Origin of the sequence: Echinicola jeungdonensis, from assembly GCF_030409905.1 — a bacterium.
Taxonomy (GTDB): Bacteria; Bacteroidota; Bacteroidia; order Cytophagales; family Cyclobacteriaceae; genus Echinicola; species Echinicola jeungdonensis.
This window is the reverse complement of record NZ_JAUFQT010000001.1, coordinates 2662593-2677806: the sequence shown is the minus strand read 5'-3', so window position 1 is coordinate 2677806 and position 15214 is coordinate 2662593. Positions and strand designations below refer to the sequence as shown.

The 15214-nt window shown below is 39.7% G+C and carries 10 protein-coding genes; 6 read left to right on the top strand and 4 right to left on the bottom strand.

The window, feature by feature from the left end; translation table 11 throughout:
• Positions 1 to 83: 83 nt before the first annotated feature.
• Positions 84 to 860 (bottom strand): class I SAM-dependent methyltransferase, encoded by a 777-nt coding sequence (locus QWY93_RS11090; protein WP_290248312.1) that lies wholly within the window; start codon positions 858 to 860, stop codon positions 84 to 86.
• A gap of 214 nt (positions 861 to 1074) precedes the next feature.
• On the opposite strand from QWY93_RS11090, the gene QWY93_RS11085 reads away from it, so the two are divergent.
• Both QWY93_RS11085 and rlmB read left to right on the top strand, forming a co-directional pair.
• Entirely contained in the window at positions 1075 to 2319 is a 1245-nt protein-coding gene (locus QWY93_RS11085; RefSeq protein ID WP_290248311.1) for a GWxTD domain-containing protein, read from the top strand.
• Positions 2292 to 3068, top strand: a complete 777-nt coding sequence (rlmB, locus tag QWY93_RS11080) for a 23S rRNA (guanosine(2251)-2'-O)-methyltransferase RlmB (protein ID WP_290248310.1) — start codon at positions 2292 to 2294, stop codon at positions 3066 to 3068. The genes QWY93_RS11085 and rlmB overlap by 28 nt, the downstream gene beginning before the upstream one ends.
• A gap of 351 nt (positions 3069 to 3419) precedes the next feature.
• Here the strand turns inward: rlmB and QWY93_RS11075 are convergent, their stop codons facing one another.
• Together QWY93_RS11075 and QWY93_RS11070 are read right to left on the bottom strand one after the other, a co-directional pair.
• Positions 3420 to 4496, bottom strand: coding sequence for a mannose-1-phosphate guanylyltransferase (locus QWY93_RS11075; protein ID WP_290248308.1), 1077 nt, complete (start codon positions 4494 to 4496; stop codon positions 3420 to 3422).
• Between the two features lie 7 nt (positions 4497 to 4503).
• Positions 4504 to 5472 carry a KpsF/GutQ family sugar-phosphate isomerase gene (locus QWY93_RS11070; protein ID WP_290248307.1) on the bottom strand — a complete coding sequence of 323 codons (969 nt, stop codon included), beginning with the start codon at positions 5470 to 5472 and terminating at the stop codon, positions 4504 to 4506.
• 97 nt (positions 5473 to 5569) lie between these two features.
• Between QWY93_RS11070 and recQ the strand changes: the two genes are divergently transcribed.
• From recQ to QWY93_RS11050, 4 genes are all read left to right on the top strand, one after another.
• Positions 5570 to 7747 carry a DNA helicase RecQ gene (recQ, locus tag QWY93_RS11065; RefSeq protein ID WP_290248306.1) on the top strand — a complete coding sequence of 726 codons (2178 nt, stop codon included), beginning with the start codon at positions 5570 to 5572 and terminating at the stop codon, positions 7745 to 7747.
• Positions 7748 to 7768: 21 nt separating this feature from the next.
• Positions 7769 to 9064: a phosphoribosylamine--glycine ligase gene (gene purD / locus QWY93_RS11060; protein ID WP_290248305.1), complete on the top strand. Its 1296-nt coding sequence runs from the start codon at positions 7769 to 7771 to the stop codon at positions 9062 to 9064.
• Positions 9065 to 9205: 141 nt separating this feature from the next.
• A complete protein-coding gene (locus tag QWY93_RS11055; protein ID WP_435380196.1) occupies positions 9206 to 10495 on the top strand; it encodes a PSP1 domain-containing protein in 1290 nt (429 codons plus the stop codon).
• A complete protein-coding gene (locus tag QWY93_RS11050) occupies positions 10488 to 10964 on the top strand; it encodes a gliding motility lipoprotein GldH (RefSeq protein WP_290248303.1) in 477 nt (158 codons plus the stop codon). The genes QWY93_RS11055 and QWY93_RS11050 overlap by 8 nt, the downstream gene beginning before the upstream one ends.
• A 260-nt stretch (positions 10965 to 11224) precedes the next feature.
• Here QWY93_RS11050 and QWY93_RS11045 read toward each other — a convergent pair whose 3' ends face one another.
• On the bottom strand, positions 11225 to 15208 hold the full coding sequence (locus QWY93_RS11045) for an AAA domain-containing protein (RefSeq protein WP_290248302.1): 3984 nt from the start codon (positions 15206 to 15208) through the stop codon (positions 11225 to 11227).
• Between the last annotated feature and the right edge of the window lie 6 nt (positions 15209 to 15214).

Genomic DNA, 15214 nt, shown 5'->3' with positions numbered 1-15214 from the left:
TTTTATTGCCCTCTGCTATTTTCCAATATTTCAATTTACCTCCTGGGAAATGGAAACCCCTTCACTCCTGGAATCTATAACCCTTAATTCTTTTTTAAAATATAAAATAAATCTAGGCCTTGTTCCGGGTAATCCACCAATTTAAAATCCTCATGGGAAATATTGGAAACAGAATTACCTTGCTGTTGGTGGAGTTTATCCCTGTTTTTTCTATTTAAAAACTCATAAGGAACCTTTAACCAAGATGCTGGTAGTCGGTATTGAAGATTAAAAATATCAAATCGCATGATTCTATTCACAGATTTTCTATTGGCTTCATGATAGACCCAAACTTTTTCATTTCCTCCAATCCCTTTTGTCTCCACTTTATCAAAAATTCTTCCGCAAAGAACTTCCAATTCCTTAGCAGTGTATTCCCTGACATGCCATGGGTTCCTGCTCAAGGTATGTCGGATATTGGGTGTGGAAATAATTGCCATTCCCCCGGGTTTCAAGACCCTATAAATTTCTTCCAAAAAAAGTTTATCTTTTTCAATATGTTCTATCACTTGAAAACTTACTACTGAATCATAACTATTGGAGGGAATATGCTCCAAAGGGGGAATGACTGCCTGTTCGAATTTTACTCCCGGATATTGTTCCTTCAACTTATCAATCACTTCCCCTATTTTATCCAAACCATGATAAGATTTTACATGATCCCTTAGGGTTTGAACGCCTCTCCCCTCTCCACAGCCAATTTCCAGCAAATCCCCCTTTACCAAAGGTTGTGCTGCTACATAAGCCTTGAGCAACCGCTGGTGAATGGGATTATCACTGACCAACTTATCTGAGGCAATTTCCGTTGTATAGGTAGCCATTTATTATTTTATTATTTTAACCAAATAAACCATTTCCAATTGGTTTTGCCCTTAAATCCGTTACATACAAAATGGCCCTAAAAAAGAGCTATAAATATTTTAATATATTTACAGTTCAGCCTTATGGCAAATTGAGAAACCCGGACGGTTAAACCTTGGGGACCAATTGGTAAATATAAACATCAACAAAAATAAGGTTAATTTTTAAAACCAAATGATGATAAAAATAAAGACTGGAAAAATACTGTTGGCCTTTGCCCTTTTCATCCTACTTGTTACTCCCTTAACTCAGGCCCAAACCTCCCTCAAAAACATCAACCAGAATTTGAGGTATTCCCGTTATTCACGGATTGCCCCTAAAATCATCCCCATTCAACTTGAAAACAGGAAATTTAAGCTACAGATGCCAGTGGAAAAAATTGAGGATGAAGCCAATTTTGAGGACTACCAATTTTCATATGCCATAGTTAAAAGCTTTACTGATAAAATCGACCAGGAAGATCTAATCCCCCTTTCAAAAGCAAAATTAAAACAGGAAACAGAAAGGCATTTTTATTTTGAAGAAACAGTAAACGTCCCTAAAGACCAAGAGGAAGCTTATGTAGTATTTTGGGCCAAAGACAAGAGACAAGATGACGAATATGTTTATCATGAAGATTTAATAAGCCCTTATGTTATTAACCATCCGAATTTCGGGGCATATTACAACAACAGCATTCCTTTTGACCAAACCTTTATTCACAAGGAAGAAGCCTTAATATTTAAAAGTGAAGGCCCCATGGACCTTTTCAGTTTTTATTACCCAAGGGAATTTGCCCCTCCGTACCCGCCAATGGAAACCCGTGAATCCCCTGTTCCAAAAGAAATTCAAGTCCAGTATGCCGGCCAATTTCTTATCAACACCCCTAAACCATTTGACGAAAATGGGTATTATTTTATCCAGTCAGACACCACTTCCCAAAGTGGCCTATTGATCAAAACCGTGGATGAAGCCTTTCCAGGAGTTTCCAATTATGGCGAAATGATCGATATGTTGGTATATATATCTACCCGAAGTGAACATGAGGCCTTAAGAGAAGCGGCAGATAAAAAGAAAGCCCTGGACAAATATTGGCTCGAACTCACCCATGATGCAGATAAGGCCAAAGAAATCATAAAGGAATATTTTAGACAAATTGAATTTGCTAATTTATTGTTTACAGATTTTAAGGAGGGGTGGAAAACGGACCGTGGCATGATCTATATTATTATGGGACCTCCAAATGATGTGTTTTTCGAAAAAGGAAAAGAAATCTGGATTTATAACAGAATAGGCTCCAATTCAAAAATTAGCTTTACCTTTGCCAGAGTCAAAAATATATTCACCCCAAATTATTACAAATTGAATCGCTCCAGGTCCTATCAACCAGAGTGGTTTAGAAATATCAAATTATGGAGAAGCGGAAAGATGGCTTTTTGATCGACAAGGGAGATCATGATAAGGATATTATCTTTGGAACCAGGGCAATTATGGAAGCGCTGAATGCGCAAAAAGACATCGATAAAATACTTGTCAATAAAGAACTAAACAATGAGTTGATTAAGGAATTATTGACTTTGGCCAAAAAGGAAAGGGTGCATGTGGTAAGGGTACCGGAAGCAAAACTCAACCGGATTACCCGCAAAAACCACCAGGGAGTGGTTGCCCAAATGTCTGCCATCCAATATGCCTCACTGGATAATGTCATTGAAGAATGTTATTCAAAAGGGGTGGATCCACTGATCCTTATTCTGGACAGAATTACAGATGTCCGGAATTTTGGTGCCATAGCCAGGACAGCCGATTGTGCAGGTGTACACGCGATCGTGATTCCTGAAAAAGGCTCGGCCCAAATCAACTCAGATGCAGTAAAAACATCAGCAGGAGCCCTTAATTTCTTGCCAGTCTGCAGGGTGAAAAACCTTTATTATACCGTTAAAGACTTAAAAAAAACAGGTCTCAATATTGTATGCTGCACAGAAAAAACAGACCGGGAAATGTACCAAGCTGATTTCTCCTCTCCTACCGCCTTGATCATGGGATCTGAGGAGGACGGAATATCCAATGAATTAATGGGAATCAGCGATGAATTTGTGAGCATACCCCTGGCAGGAAATATAGTAAGTTTAAATGTTTCGGTAGCTACAGGAATATTGATCTATGAAGCCATCCGCCAGCGCAAAAAATAAAAACATAAAAATGGATGGGGAGTTTTTTTTACCCTTCCATTTTTTACCTATTTTTTTAAAAAACATCGGAAATGTAGGGTTCGGACCCAGGTAATGAATCTTGAGTTTCCCGGGAACGCTTATGGTCACCCTAACCGGTGGAATAACGGTACCATAAGGATAAAGTTACTGTTTGGAAAATTCCACAAATCTATCAAACAAATGGCTTAAGAATTTAGGGGGGCGTACCAAAACCACATGGCATAAAATCCCAAAAAATCCCAGGACTTAGTTCCTGAGGGTCATTTAAACCCATAGGATAGCAAATTACTCTTCCTGCCCCTCGGGATGCAGATGTTTCACAATAGAAAATTATACAAAACCTTCACCCTTATTTCTGGCATCGGCCACAAACTCTCTGAATTTATTTTCAGCATCCAGTTTACAAATTAAGAGAACATTATCTGATTCGTTGACTAGATAATTATCAAGTCCCTGAACAACTACCAATTTGTTGGGAGAAACTTTAATATAGCTATTGGAGGTATCATACAGCATGGCATTGGCCTCTACTACATTTTGATTATCATCCTGGGGCTGGAGTTCATGGATGCTCATCCAGGAACCTAAATCAGACCACCCAAAATCGCCAATTACGGTATAAACCTCTTCAGCTTTTTCCATGATCCCGTAATCAAGCGTGGTGTTTTTAACCAAGGTATAGGCCCTTTTAATAAATTGAGGTTCTTTTTCGGTCCCATAAAACTCCCTCCCCTCCTCAAAAACCTCAGCAACTTCTGGCATATATTTTTCGAAGGCATGAATAATACTCTTGTTTTTCCATACATACATCATAGTATTCCAAACAAAATCCCCACTTTCCAAAAATTTTTCAGCCAATTTTAGAGTTGGTTTTTCGGTAAAAGTTTTCACTTTTTTGATTTCGGAATCATGAGTTTTATCAATAAATTGGATATACCCATACCCTGTTTCAGGCCTATTTGGCTTCACCCCTATGGTAATCAAATGAGGCTCTTTTTCAGCTGCTTCCAGCGCCAAATTAATTTTTTCCTGAAACTCTTCTTGATTAATGATTAAATGATCTGACGGGGTAAGAATCACCTTTGCCTCAGGGTTTTCCTTCTGTATCTTATAACTGGCATAGGCAACACAGGTAGCCGTATTCCTTCTAACAGGTTCTGCCAATATTTGTTCTTCGGATATATCAGGAAGTTGCTCTTTGACCAAGTTAACATATTGTTCATTGGTCACCACAAAAAAATGATCTGGCCCGGCAATCTTCACGTACCGGTCATAAGTCATTTGAATCAGCGTCCTTCCTGTACCCAAAATATCCAAAAATTGTTTTGGGTAATTATTTCTACTAAAAGGCCAAAACCGAGAACCAATCCCTCCGGCCATAATCACAATAAATGGTTTATTCCGCATAAATTATCTAAACAATCCCTTCCTTCATTAAATCATGGATATGGATAAACCCAAAAATCTTTTCTCCGTCAAGAGCCACTAATTGGGTGATATTAAATTCCCTCATCAAATTAAGGGCCTTAACAGCGTATTCGTTTTTATCAATGGTTTTTGGGTTTTTTGTCATAATATCTTTGGCAGTAATATCCGACAAATCAGGATGGCGCTCCAACATTCTTCTTAAATCCCCATCGGTAACAATTCCAGTTAACTTCCCCCCATCATTTAGGACAGCAGTGGCTCCCAATCGTTTTCCACTGATTTCCAAAATAACTGTGGTCAAAGGAGCTTCCTGATTTACCACAGGGACCAAATCTTTAGCCACCAAATCCTCCACCGTCAGGTAAAGTTGTTTTCCCAGGGAACCTCCTGGATGGAACCTTGCAAAATCCTGACTCCCGAACCCTCTTGCTTCCAACAAACAAACCGCCAGTGCATCGCCTAATGCCAAATGTGCCGTGGTGCTGGTTGTAGGAGCTAAATTTAAGGGGCACGCTTCCTCTTGGATGGTGGCATTTAATACAAAATCTGCTTGTTTGGCCAAATAACTATCTGTATTGCTCACCAGGGCGGCCAACTTTGACCCCATCTTCTTGAGCATAGGTACTAGGACTTTTACTTCAGGGGTATTACCACTTTTAGAGAGGCAAATTACAAAATCTTCTTTTTGTATCATACCCAAATCCCCATGAATTGCATCAGCAGCATGCATAAACAAAGAAGGAGTTCCTGTGGAATTCAAAGTGGCCACAATTTTATTGGCTATGATAGCACTCTTGCCAACCCCGGTAATGACCACTCTCCCTTTGGTTTCCAAAATATTAGCTACACAGGCCTCAAAATCATCATCTACCAATTCTGCCAGATTTTCAAGGGCTTGCGCTTCTGTCTTTAGGACTTTAATGGCACTGCTCTTAATATTTTTTATTATATTCAATTTTACCGCGGTTATTATTAAATTTGTACAAAGGTAAAATTATTTACTTTAAGTTTAATGAAAAGCGAGAGGCACATCATTAAAAAGAAAGAATGGAGTGGAAATAAAAGTAAAAGAAAACCTCAAGAAAATATTCGGTTTCAGCCAATTCAGAGGAAACCAAGAACTCATTGTTGATAACATATTAAAAGGAAACAACACCTTTGTGATCATGCCTACTGGGGCAGGAAAGTCACTTTGTTATCAGCTCCCTGCAGTTACCTCAGAGGGGACTGCCATTGTGATTTCACCCTTAATTGCTTTGATGAAAAACCAGGTGGACCAATTGAATGCTTTTGGCATCAATGCCCATTTTTTAAATTCCACCCTCAGCAAAACAGAAACCAACAGGGTGAAGAAGGAGGTGCTCTCCGGCAAAACCAAATTACTGTACGTGGCTCCGGAATCTCTTACCAAGGAAGATAATGTGGAATTCCTAAAAAAAGCTACAATCAGTTTTGTTGCTATTGACGAGGCCCACTGTATATCAGAATGGGGCCATGATTTCCGGCCGGAATACCGGAGGATCAAAGGCATTATCGGTCAAATAGGGCCTGAACTTCCCATTATTGCTCTTACAGCTACCGCAACCCCAAAGGTTCAACAGGATATCCAGCGTAACCTGAATATGGAAAGTGCGGATGTCTTTAAATCATCCTTTAACAGGACCAATCTTTTCTACGAAGTTCGGCCCAAGGTAAAGAGTGACACAAAAAAACAGCTAATCAAGTATATTAAATCCCAAAAGGGTAAATCAGGAATCATCTATTGCCTCAGCAGGAAAAAAGTTGAGGAAATTGCCCACCTCCTGAAGGTAAATGGGGTCAATGCTGCACCCTACCATGCGGGGCTGGAATCTGCTGTTAGGATTAAGAACCAAGATAATTTCCTCAATGAGGAGGTGGATGTCATTGTTGCTACCATAGCCTTTGGTATGGGCATTGACAAACCTGATGTGCGTTATGTCATCCATTATGATGTACCCAAATCCCTTGAAGGTTACTACCAGGAAACTGGAAGAGCTGGAAGGGATGGATTGGATGGTCATTGCCTGATGTTTTACCGGTATGAGGACATTGTCAAACTGGAAAAATTCAACAAAGACAAACCTGTCAATGAAAGGGAGAATGCCAAGGTCCTACTTCAAGAAATGGCGGCATATTCTGAAAGCTCCGTTTGCCGAAGAAGGGTTTTGCTTCACTATTTTGGTGAAAACCTGGACAAAGACTGCGGATTCTGTGACAATTGTAAAAAGAAAAAAGACACCTTCGATGGAAAAGACCATCTTAAAATAGCCATCGAGGCAGTTAAGGAGACCAACCAAAGATTTAACCTGGACCATATTGTCAATGTCATCCGTGGTGAGCAAAATGACTACATGGAAAGCTATCAACATGATCAGCTTCCGGTCTTTGGTCAGGGTGAGAAAAACGATGAAAGGCACTGGAAAATGGTGATCCGGCAAGCTATGATCCATAAATTGCTGGAAAAAGACATAGAAAATTACGGTGTCATCAAGCTTTCCCCAGATAGTGATTCTTACTTGAAAAAACCTTATTCTGTTACACTAAGTAAGGACCATGATTTTGAGGGAATGATTGAGAGTGACGGTGTAGAGGAGATCAATAATGCTAATAAGGCATATGATGAAAAACTCTTCGAACTGCTCAAGGCCGAAAGAAAGAAGGTTGCCAAAGCAAAAAACCTCCCCCCTTATGTCATTTTCCAGGATCCATCCCTTGAGGAAATGGCCACCGTTTACCCCACCTCCAGGGATGAACTTGCCCAGATTAATGGAGTGGGTATGGGAAAAGTAATCAAGTTTGGTTCTTCTTTCCTAAAACTCATTGAAAACTACGTTGAAGAAAATGATATCATCACTGCCTCTGATGTGGTGGTCAAGACTGCTGGCACTCGGTCAAAAGTAAAAATTTCCATCATTCAGCAAGTGGATAGGAAGGTTGACCTGGATGAAATAGCTTCTAACCTGAACATCAGCATGAACGAATTGTTGCAGGAAATAGAGCAAATCATTTATAGTGGCACCAAGTTAAACATCAATTATTATATCCATAATATTATGGATGAAGAACGGGAAGACACCCTTCATGACTATTTCATGACTGCCGAAACTGACAATATCAGAGAAGCATTAAAAGAATTAGAAGATGAAGATTTCGGAGAAGAAGAAATCAGGGTTTACCGCATCAAATTTATTTCAGATCACGCCAATTAAATTTAGTTAGATTAATAATTCATGAACATATTATTATTAGGAAGCGGAGGCAGAGAACACGCTTTTGCCTGGAAAATTGTAAACAGCCCAAAATGCAGTAAACTTTATGTAGCACCAGGAAATGCAGGAACCTCGGAAATTGCCGAAAATGTATCCCTTGGGATCAATGATTTCCCGACCATCAAAGATTTCGTACTTGAAAAAGAAATTGCCCTTATAGTGGTGGGACCGGAAGAGCCTTTGGTAAAAGGGATTGCCGATTTTTTTGCAAATGATCCAGAGACAAGCCAAATCCCCGTAATTGGCCCCCAAAAGCTGGGCGCCACCTTGGAGGGAAGCAAGGATTTCTCCAAGCAATTTATGGAAAGGAATGGCATTCCAACAGCTGCCTCTGGCACCTTTACCACAGAAAATATCGAAGAAGGCCTTAGCTTTATAGAGAAACAATCACTTCCTGTGGTTCTTAAGGCGGATGGATTGGCAGCAGGAAAAGGGGTATTGATTTGCCAAAGCCATGAGGAAGCCCTTGATTCTTTCAAGGAAATGCTTTTGGAAAGCAAATTTGGGGAGGCTTCCAGTAAAGTGGTAGTGGAAGAATACCTTTCCGGCATTGAGCTTTCAGTTTTCGTGGCTACCGATGGAAAAAGCTATAAAATCCTCCCTGAAGCCAAAGATTACAAAAGGATAGGTGAAAAAGATACTGGCCTAAACACCGGGGGAATGGGGGCCGTTACCCCTGTGCCTTTTGCTGATGCTGCATTTATGAAAAAGGTGGAAGAGAAGGTAGTTCAACCTACCATTAAAGGCCTGGAAAGAGAAAATATCGATTACAAGGGCTTTTTATTTATTGGCCTAATGAATGTAAAAGGAGAACCTTATGTTATTGAATATAATGTAAGAATGGGTGACCCTGAGACCCAGGCAGTACTTCCAAGGATCAAAAGTGATTTTGTGGATTTATTACAGGCCATGGGAACCAAAAAGCTGGATCAATACGTATTGGAGCTAGAAGATTATGTCACCGCTACGGTAGTAATGGTGGCAGATGGTTACCCTGGAAAGTACCCCAAAGGAGATCCTATTGAGGGGCTGAATTTTGCTGACAACGGCAACAGCATCACTTTCCATGCCGGAACCACTACTAATGACGCTAAGGAAGTGATTACTAATGGAGGCCGGGTAATGGGAATTACCGGAAAAGGAAAAGACATTGGCGAAGCATTGGCAAATGCTTACGCGAGAACCAAAGAAATATCCTGGAGTGGCGTATATTATAGAAAGGATATAGGCCAGGATATTCTGAATTATGGGAAATAACCTATAATTCAACTTGACGAGGAGCCTTTGGCTCCCTAAAATATAGATTAAAGTATGGCAGGATGTAGTAGCTGCTCAACCACCTCCGGTTCAGGGGGTTGCCAAAACAACGGCACTTGTGGAACGAGCGATTGCAATAAAATGAATTCCTTTGACTGGCTCTCCCATATGAGCATTCCAGTCGTTGATAAATTCGATGTTGTTGAGATAAAATTTAAAGGAGGACGTAAAGATTATTTTAGGAATGTAGACCATCTCCAACTGACCACTGGGGACCCCGTAGTGGTGGATGTACCCAATGGACACCATATCGGTTATGTTTCCCTGCAAGGGGAATTGGTTCGCCTCCAGATGCAAAAGCGGAAAATCAAAAATGATGATGACATCCTAAGGATATATCGGGTTGCAAATCCCAAAGACCTGGAAAAGTGGGAAGAAGCCAAAAACAGGGAAGTCCCCACTTTGTATAGGACCAAACAAATCATAGATGAGGTGGGCCTAAAAATGAAATTGTCAGATGTGGAGTATCAAGCCGACAATTCCAAGGCCACCTTCTACTATTCGGCAGATGATAGGGTAGATTTCAGGGAACTGATTAAAATCCTGGCTTCGGAATTCAAAATCCGTGTGGAGATGAGGCAAATCAGCCTAAGACAGGAAGCTGGTCGGCTGGGCGGAATCGGTGTTTGCGGGCGAGAGCTTTGCTGTGCAACTTGGATTCATGATTTCAAAAGTGTTAGCACCTCTGCTGCCAGGTACCAAAACCTGTCCCTGAACCCCAGCAAATTATCTGGACAATGTGGTCGCTTAAAATGCTGTCTGAATTACGAATTGGACACCTATATGGCGGCTTTGGAGGACATTCCCAATGTGGAAAAGCCCCTTCAAACTGAAGCCGGAACTGCAAAACTTCAAAAAACTGACATTTTCAGGAAGTTGATGTGGTTCAGCTATAATAATGAAAACAACTGGCACTCCATTGATTGCGATAGGGTAAAGGAAATCATCGAATTAAATGAAAAAGGTGAAAAACCCTTTAGTCTGGAGATGGATAGTATCATTGAAGGGGAGTTGGACAAATCCAAATCCAATTTTGACCTGGAACAATTGGACAAGAAATTCAGTACCCGGAACAAAAAGAAGAAAAGGAGAAAGTCCAAGGCAAAAGCCCAATCCAATACTGGAACAAAAACTTCCAGGGAGAAAACGGCTACTTCTGGAGCTGCCCCCTCTAAGGAGCGTCCACCAAGGAAAAATCGGAAAAGCCCAAACAAGGATAATAAAAAAGACCAAACCAATCCAAGAAATAAGGCCAATGGAGACTCCCCGGAAAACAAGTCCAGAAGAAGACCCAAAGGAGGAAAAAGGCGATTCCCGCCCAAGAATAAGGGAAACAGAGGCAATCAAAATAAAGGACGGACCAATGAATAAACCTGGTTTTGGCCTTCTTTATCCATGGGGATTCCTAATTCTGTTTTTTATTTCGGCTTGTGATACCAATAGGGTTTATGAAGAATACCATGGAATGAAAAACCAATCCTGGGATATTGCTGATACCGTATCCTTTGAGGTAAGTTTAAGCCAGGATTACCAAGTGGCTTCTATCCTCAGGGTCAAATACAATAACAATTATGATTACCATAACCTTTATGTTCGGTATATTTTAAGGGACAGTACAGGTAATATGATGGAAAATGATCTAATGGATTTGCAATTATTTGATCAAAAGTCAGGACGACCCTTGGGGGATGGTTTTGGTAATTCTTATACCAAAGTGGACACTTTGCCTTTAAAAAAATTGACCGGTGGGAATAAGGCCTCTGTTCAGTTTGTGCAATATATGAGAAGTGAAGCCCTGAATGGTATTGAATCTGTGGGCATTAAAATATCAAAGGAGTGATGATCATCACTCCTTTGTTTCAATCTGATTCTCAGTAAGAATAAAGAGACTAATCCTAAAATCAGAAGATATTAATCTTTTTTTTCAAAATTCAAGAACATCTTGCTACTTGAATTTTGATACAACAATTTAAATTCCTTGTAGTGTAATAACAGCAAGGGACAGTATCTCCCAATACGTTTACTTCAAAGACTATTTTTTCCAATATTTATATCAAAACATAATTGTTTGATCTCCAATAAAACAGTTACAGCCTCTTTTTAATTGATTTTATTTTCATTTATCGATTTAATCTTGGTTTCCAATAAATCTTCCGGATCAATCCAGTGCTGACGGCTAAAAACCTGAACCACATTCCAACCCTTTTCCTTTAATAATTTAGGATGGTAGACAAAGGCTTCCTTGGCACTTTTTGCAGAAAACAACCTGTTGTCGTCCGTCAATATGGCTCCCTGATACTTCCCTTGGATCAACAATTCCAAATCCATAACTTTGGACTGGGAGCTGTCCCTTACTTCATGGTTACCAAATTTACCAACAAGTTTATCCTTTAAATTCCAGTGACTGGCAAATCCTTTCCCTTCTTCTTTTTCAATATTTACCGGGTTGCCTTCTGAAATGTCTTCTACATATTGTAAATACTCTTTTAGCAATTTCACTCCAGGGTTGGCCAGTTGTTTAATTTTAAAATCCCTTGAATTGAGACTGGTAACCAAAATTATTTTCCTCCTTGATCTGGTTACAGCCACATTCAACCGGTTGCCACCTCCGGATTTGGATAATAACCCAAAGTTGGCAGTAAACTTTCCCGATTTGTTAGGAGCATACCCCACAGAAAAAATCACAATATCAAATTCATCACCTTGAACATTTTCGATATTCCTAACTTTAATATTGGAATTAAAAAGACTTCTTTCCTGAGAAACCAAATCAACAATCAGCATCATTTGGAAATAATTAAAAGTAATCACTCCAAATGAGAGATTAGGAGTTGCCCTTACATGATTTTTTAATTGGTCCAAGACCTCTTCAGCCTCCACTTGATTCATTTGATTTTCCCATACGCCTTCTACTTTTACCCTTTCAAAAACATTTCTACTATGATTCAATCCTTCCATTTCTGGAAGCATGTTAAGGGTATTATTATAAAAGTGCTGGTTGGAAAAATGAATCAGGGAAAGTGATTTACTTCGATAATGCCCTTCCAATGAATATTTCTTAAAATAACCCGAAGCCAAAGCCAAAAGGGATTCAGCTTCCAGAGCCATCCCTTCCCCTTCCTCATCCAACCTCACTTTATATAAATCAAAAGGTTGTAACTGCTGGCTGTCTCCAGCTATAACCACTTGCTTCCCTCTGAGCATTGCAGGTACTCCTTGTTCGGCAAAACATTGTGAAGATTCATCAAATATGACAAGGTCAAAATAATCGTCCAGAGGAAAAAGAGCAGAGACTGTTTCGGGAGAGGCCATCCAGCATGGAATCAATCGAAAAATTTCTTCCTGAAAGTGTTCCACTAATTTTTTAACGGTCCAAACCCGCCTTTTTTTTGTAACCTGGTGGGTAAGTTCCCTATAAGTAACCAAGTTATTGAGCCTATTGTACTGAAGGTTTTGAAAAGTTTTTTCCCTCAATCTTAATTCCGTTATATACCTAGAAAGGCTTATTTTTTCATCCACAGCAAAGGACAATTCCTCAAGGACATGTTTCACTTTGGCAACGCTCACCTGTTGAAGTACAGTGTACTTTTTCTCTATATGTTCTATCCAGCTCAGTTTTAAGCCTGCTAAAAAAATATCCCAAACTCGATCAAAGGTTTTTTCGGGATAGGAATCAATATGCTTTTTCATTACCTCAAGGTCCACCCCTCTCACCCTCTTTTTGATTCGGTCAAGTGCAACAATTTCATTGAAATCCTGAACAAGACTCTCTTTTACCGCCATTAATTTTTTGTTATCCGGGGAAGTTAAGAGATGCTTTATCTGGACTTGACTTAAATAATTTTGCCAATTTTGGATTTTAAATGGAATCAAATTATTAATTCCTATCAATTCCTGAACAATCATTTGAAACTGTTCATAATTTGTTTTGGATCGGATTAAAAAAGCTGCCAGCATCCCTAGATCATCCAAAACTAACCTGGCCTTCACCGCTTCCATAAGCACATGAAAGCAATGATTAAATTCCGCAAAGTCAAAAGGTTTCTTGGGTAAATGGATCCAGGGTTTCCTGTCAAGTAAGGTATATTGATGATTGAGGTTCAAACGGTTTTCCAACCGATTTTTCAGGTGAAGTAAGCCTTCTTTATTTTTTTCCAAATCATTATTTTCCAGCATTATGCCTACTTCCCCAAACTCTTTTCTATTCCAAATTAGGGCAAGGGATTTCCACCAAGAGTCTTTGATTTCCAATATTCGGATTACTTTTTCAAAGGCTTTTTCTACTTCCCCATCAGGGATAGTCCATTCTATTCCATCATCGGAAAGTAATTTTTTTACAATCTCCCCTTTATTTTCCAACCACAACAGGTCAATTTCATTTTTTTTGTAAGCCATTAACTCTTTTAGAACCACAAAATTTTCTTCCTGATGGAGCCATTGCTGTAATTCAACAATTCGTTCCCTATGTTCATAGGCTTGATAAACCAAAGGGAACTCAAAATCCTGCCCCAGCAATTCCCCCAAAATTTCTTCTGCTGTTTCCTTAAGATCCCCTATCTCAGTCAAAGTTTCCTTGAATCGATGGATGGCTTTGGGAGTAAATGCCCCAAAATCTACCCTGTGAAGCCAAAATGAATCTGCCTGTTCATATTTTTTATAATACACTGAATATTCCCTGAAGTCCCGGCAAAATTCATCTAACATATCCCAGCGATAATTTTTGTAAAACTGGGTCATGTCAAGGTGTTCATCATTCAGTGCGGAATTGACATAAAGCTCTTTAATCGGGGCTCCACATTCTTCTGTGTTGTACAAGGCTTGCCTGTATTCCTCCAAAAATTCAGCATGACTTTGAATGGTACTTACGGTTTTGCTAAAATTTCTTTCCAATTGGATGGCATCCAAACTTCGGTTTAGTTCTTTATAGCTTTCCAGAGATTGGATCTGGCTGGCCAACTGTTTAAAAAGTGCATTTCTATCTGCCCTAAAATCGTGGACAAGTGCCACAAATGCAGAAAAACCCTGTAAGCCTAACCTTTCTTTTACTACATCAAGGGCAGCTCTTTTCTGGGAAACCACCAGGACTTTTTTCCCTCTTGAAGTGAAATCAGTCACCAAATTGCAGATCAATTGGGATTTTCCGGTCCCCGGTGGGCCTTCCACCACACAGGATTCCCCTGACTTTACAGATTGCAATACTTCTTCCTGGCTGGCATCCACGGGAAAGGTATTTAACAATACGTCACTGGAAGATTTAGATTCCTCCGCCTTTACCTCAAACCAATTTTCAAATAAACTCTCTAACCCCTGTTCCTGATGCCTATCCAACAATGTCTCATAATCATTGATTAAAAAAGAGCTTTTTTGAGGAAATTGCCCCAAAATAGCAAAGGGCTTCAATTGTAAAATCCCCTCTTTCCAGTCCCTTTCACTATTTACCCTTTCGGTCTCGGTAAATTCATCCACCTTATCCTCAAAAAGCTCCTGCGTGAAATTTAGGGTAAGCTCTTTCTTTAAATAGTGGTAAAGATCAGTTCTGAATTGGGTTGGGTCTTTGGAAAAATCCTCCAGGGCATTTTCTATCCACTCCTTATTAAAGGGTTTACCAAGGGAATGGGAATAGGCCAACATGAAGGATTTATTGATAAAGGGATGATCACCAGGTTTCTTCTTTAAATACCAATTATTCTCATCCCGCAATAGTCTTACCGGAAAAAAAATCAGTGGAGCTCTGATTATCTGTCCATTTAACAACTTTCCCTCCACAAATGGCCAGGCCACAAAAAGTGTCTTTTCCCCAGTTTCCTCTTCAGCCAACTTCACCTGTTGCCCCAGGCGTTGCAGACGGCTAGATAGCCGATTGACTTTTTTATCACGGGCATCACTTACCTCCAAAAGCGGAAATTGCTTTTTCCTACCCAATAAATCTTGAATGTAAGCAAATGCATTTTCTTCTTGGAGGAATTCAAAATCTTTCAGGTCAACCATTTGTGTCACCACCAACTTGGGAAGATAAATTCCCCTGTTTTTGGTTGATAAATCCGTCAGCCGGTTTAGATATGCCTGAAAAACATCTTTAATCATTTTCGC

Bases quoted from the DNA above. Each gene is read 5' to 3' on its own strand.
- QWY93_RS11090 (WP_290248312.1), bottom strand. From the start codon at position 860: ATGGCTACCTATACAACGGAAATTGCCTCAGATAAGTTGGTCAGTGAT.
- QWY93_RS11045 (WP_290248302.1), bottom strand. From the start codon at position 15,208: ATGATTAAAGATGTTTTTCAGGCATATCTAAACCGGCTGACGGATTTA.
- QWY93_RS11055 (WP_435380196.1), top strand. From the start codon at position 9,206: ATGAATTCCTTTGACTGGCTCTCCCATATGAGCATTCCAGTCGTTGAT.
- purD (WP_290248305.1), top strand. From the start codon at position 7,769: ATGAACATATTATTATTAGGAAGCGGAGGCAGAGAACACGCTTTTGCC.
- rlmB (WP_290248310.1), top strand. From the start codon at position 2,292: ATGGAGAAGCGGAAAGATGGCTTTTTGATCGACAAGGGAGATCATGAT.
- QWY93_RS11050 (WP_290248303.1), top strand. From the start codon at position 10,488: ATGAATAAACCTGGTTTTGGCCTTCTTTATCCATGGGGATTCCTAATT.
- QWY93_RS11075 (WP_290248308.1), bottom strand. From the start codon at position 4,496: ATGCGGAATAAACCATTTATTGTGATTATGGCCGGAGGGATTGGTTCT.
- QWY93_RS11085 (WP_290248311.1), top strand. From the start codon at position 1,075: ATGATGATAAAAATAAAGACTGGAAAAATACTGTTGGCCTTTGCCCTT.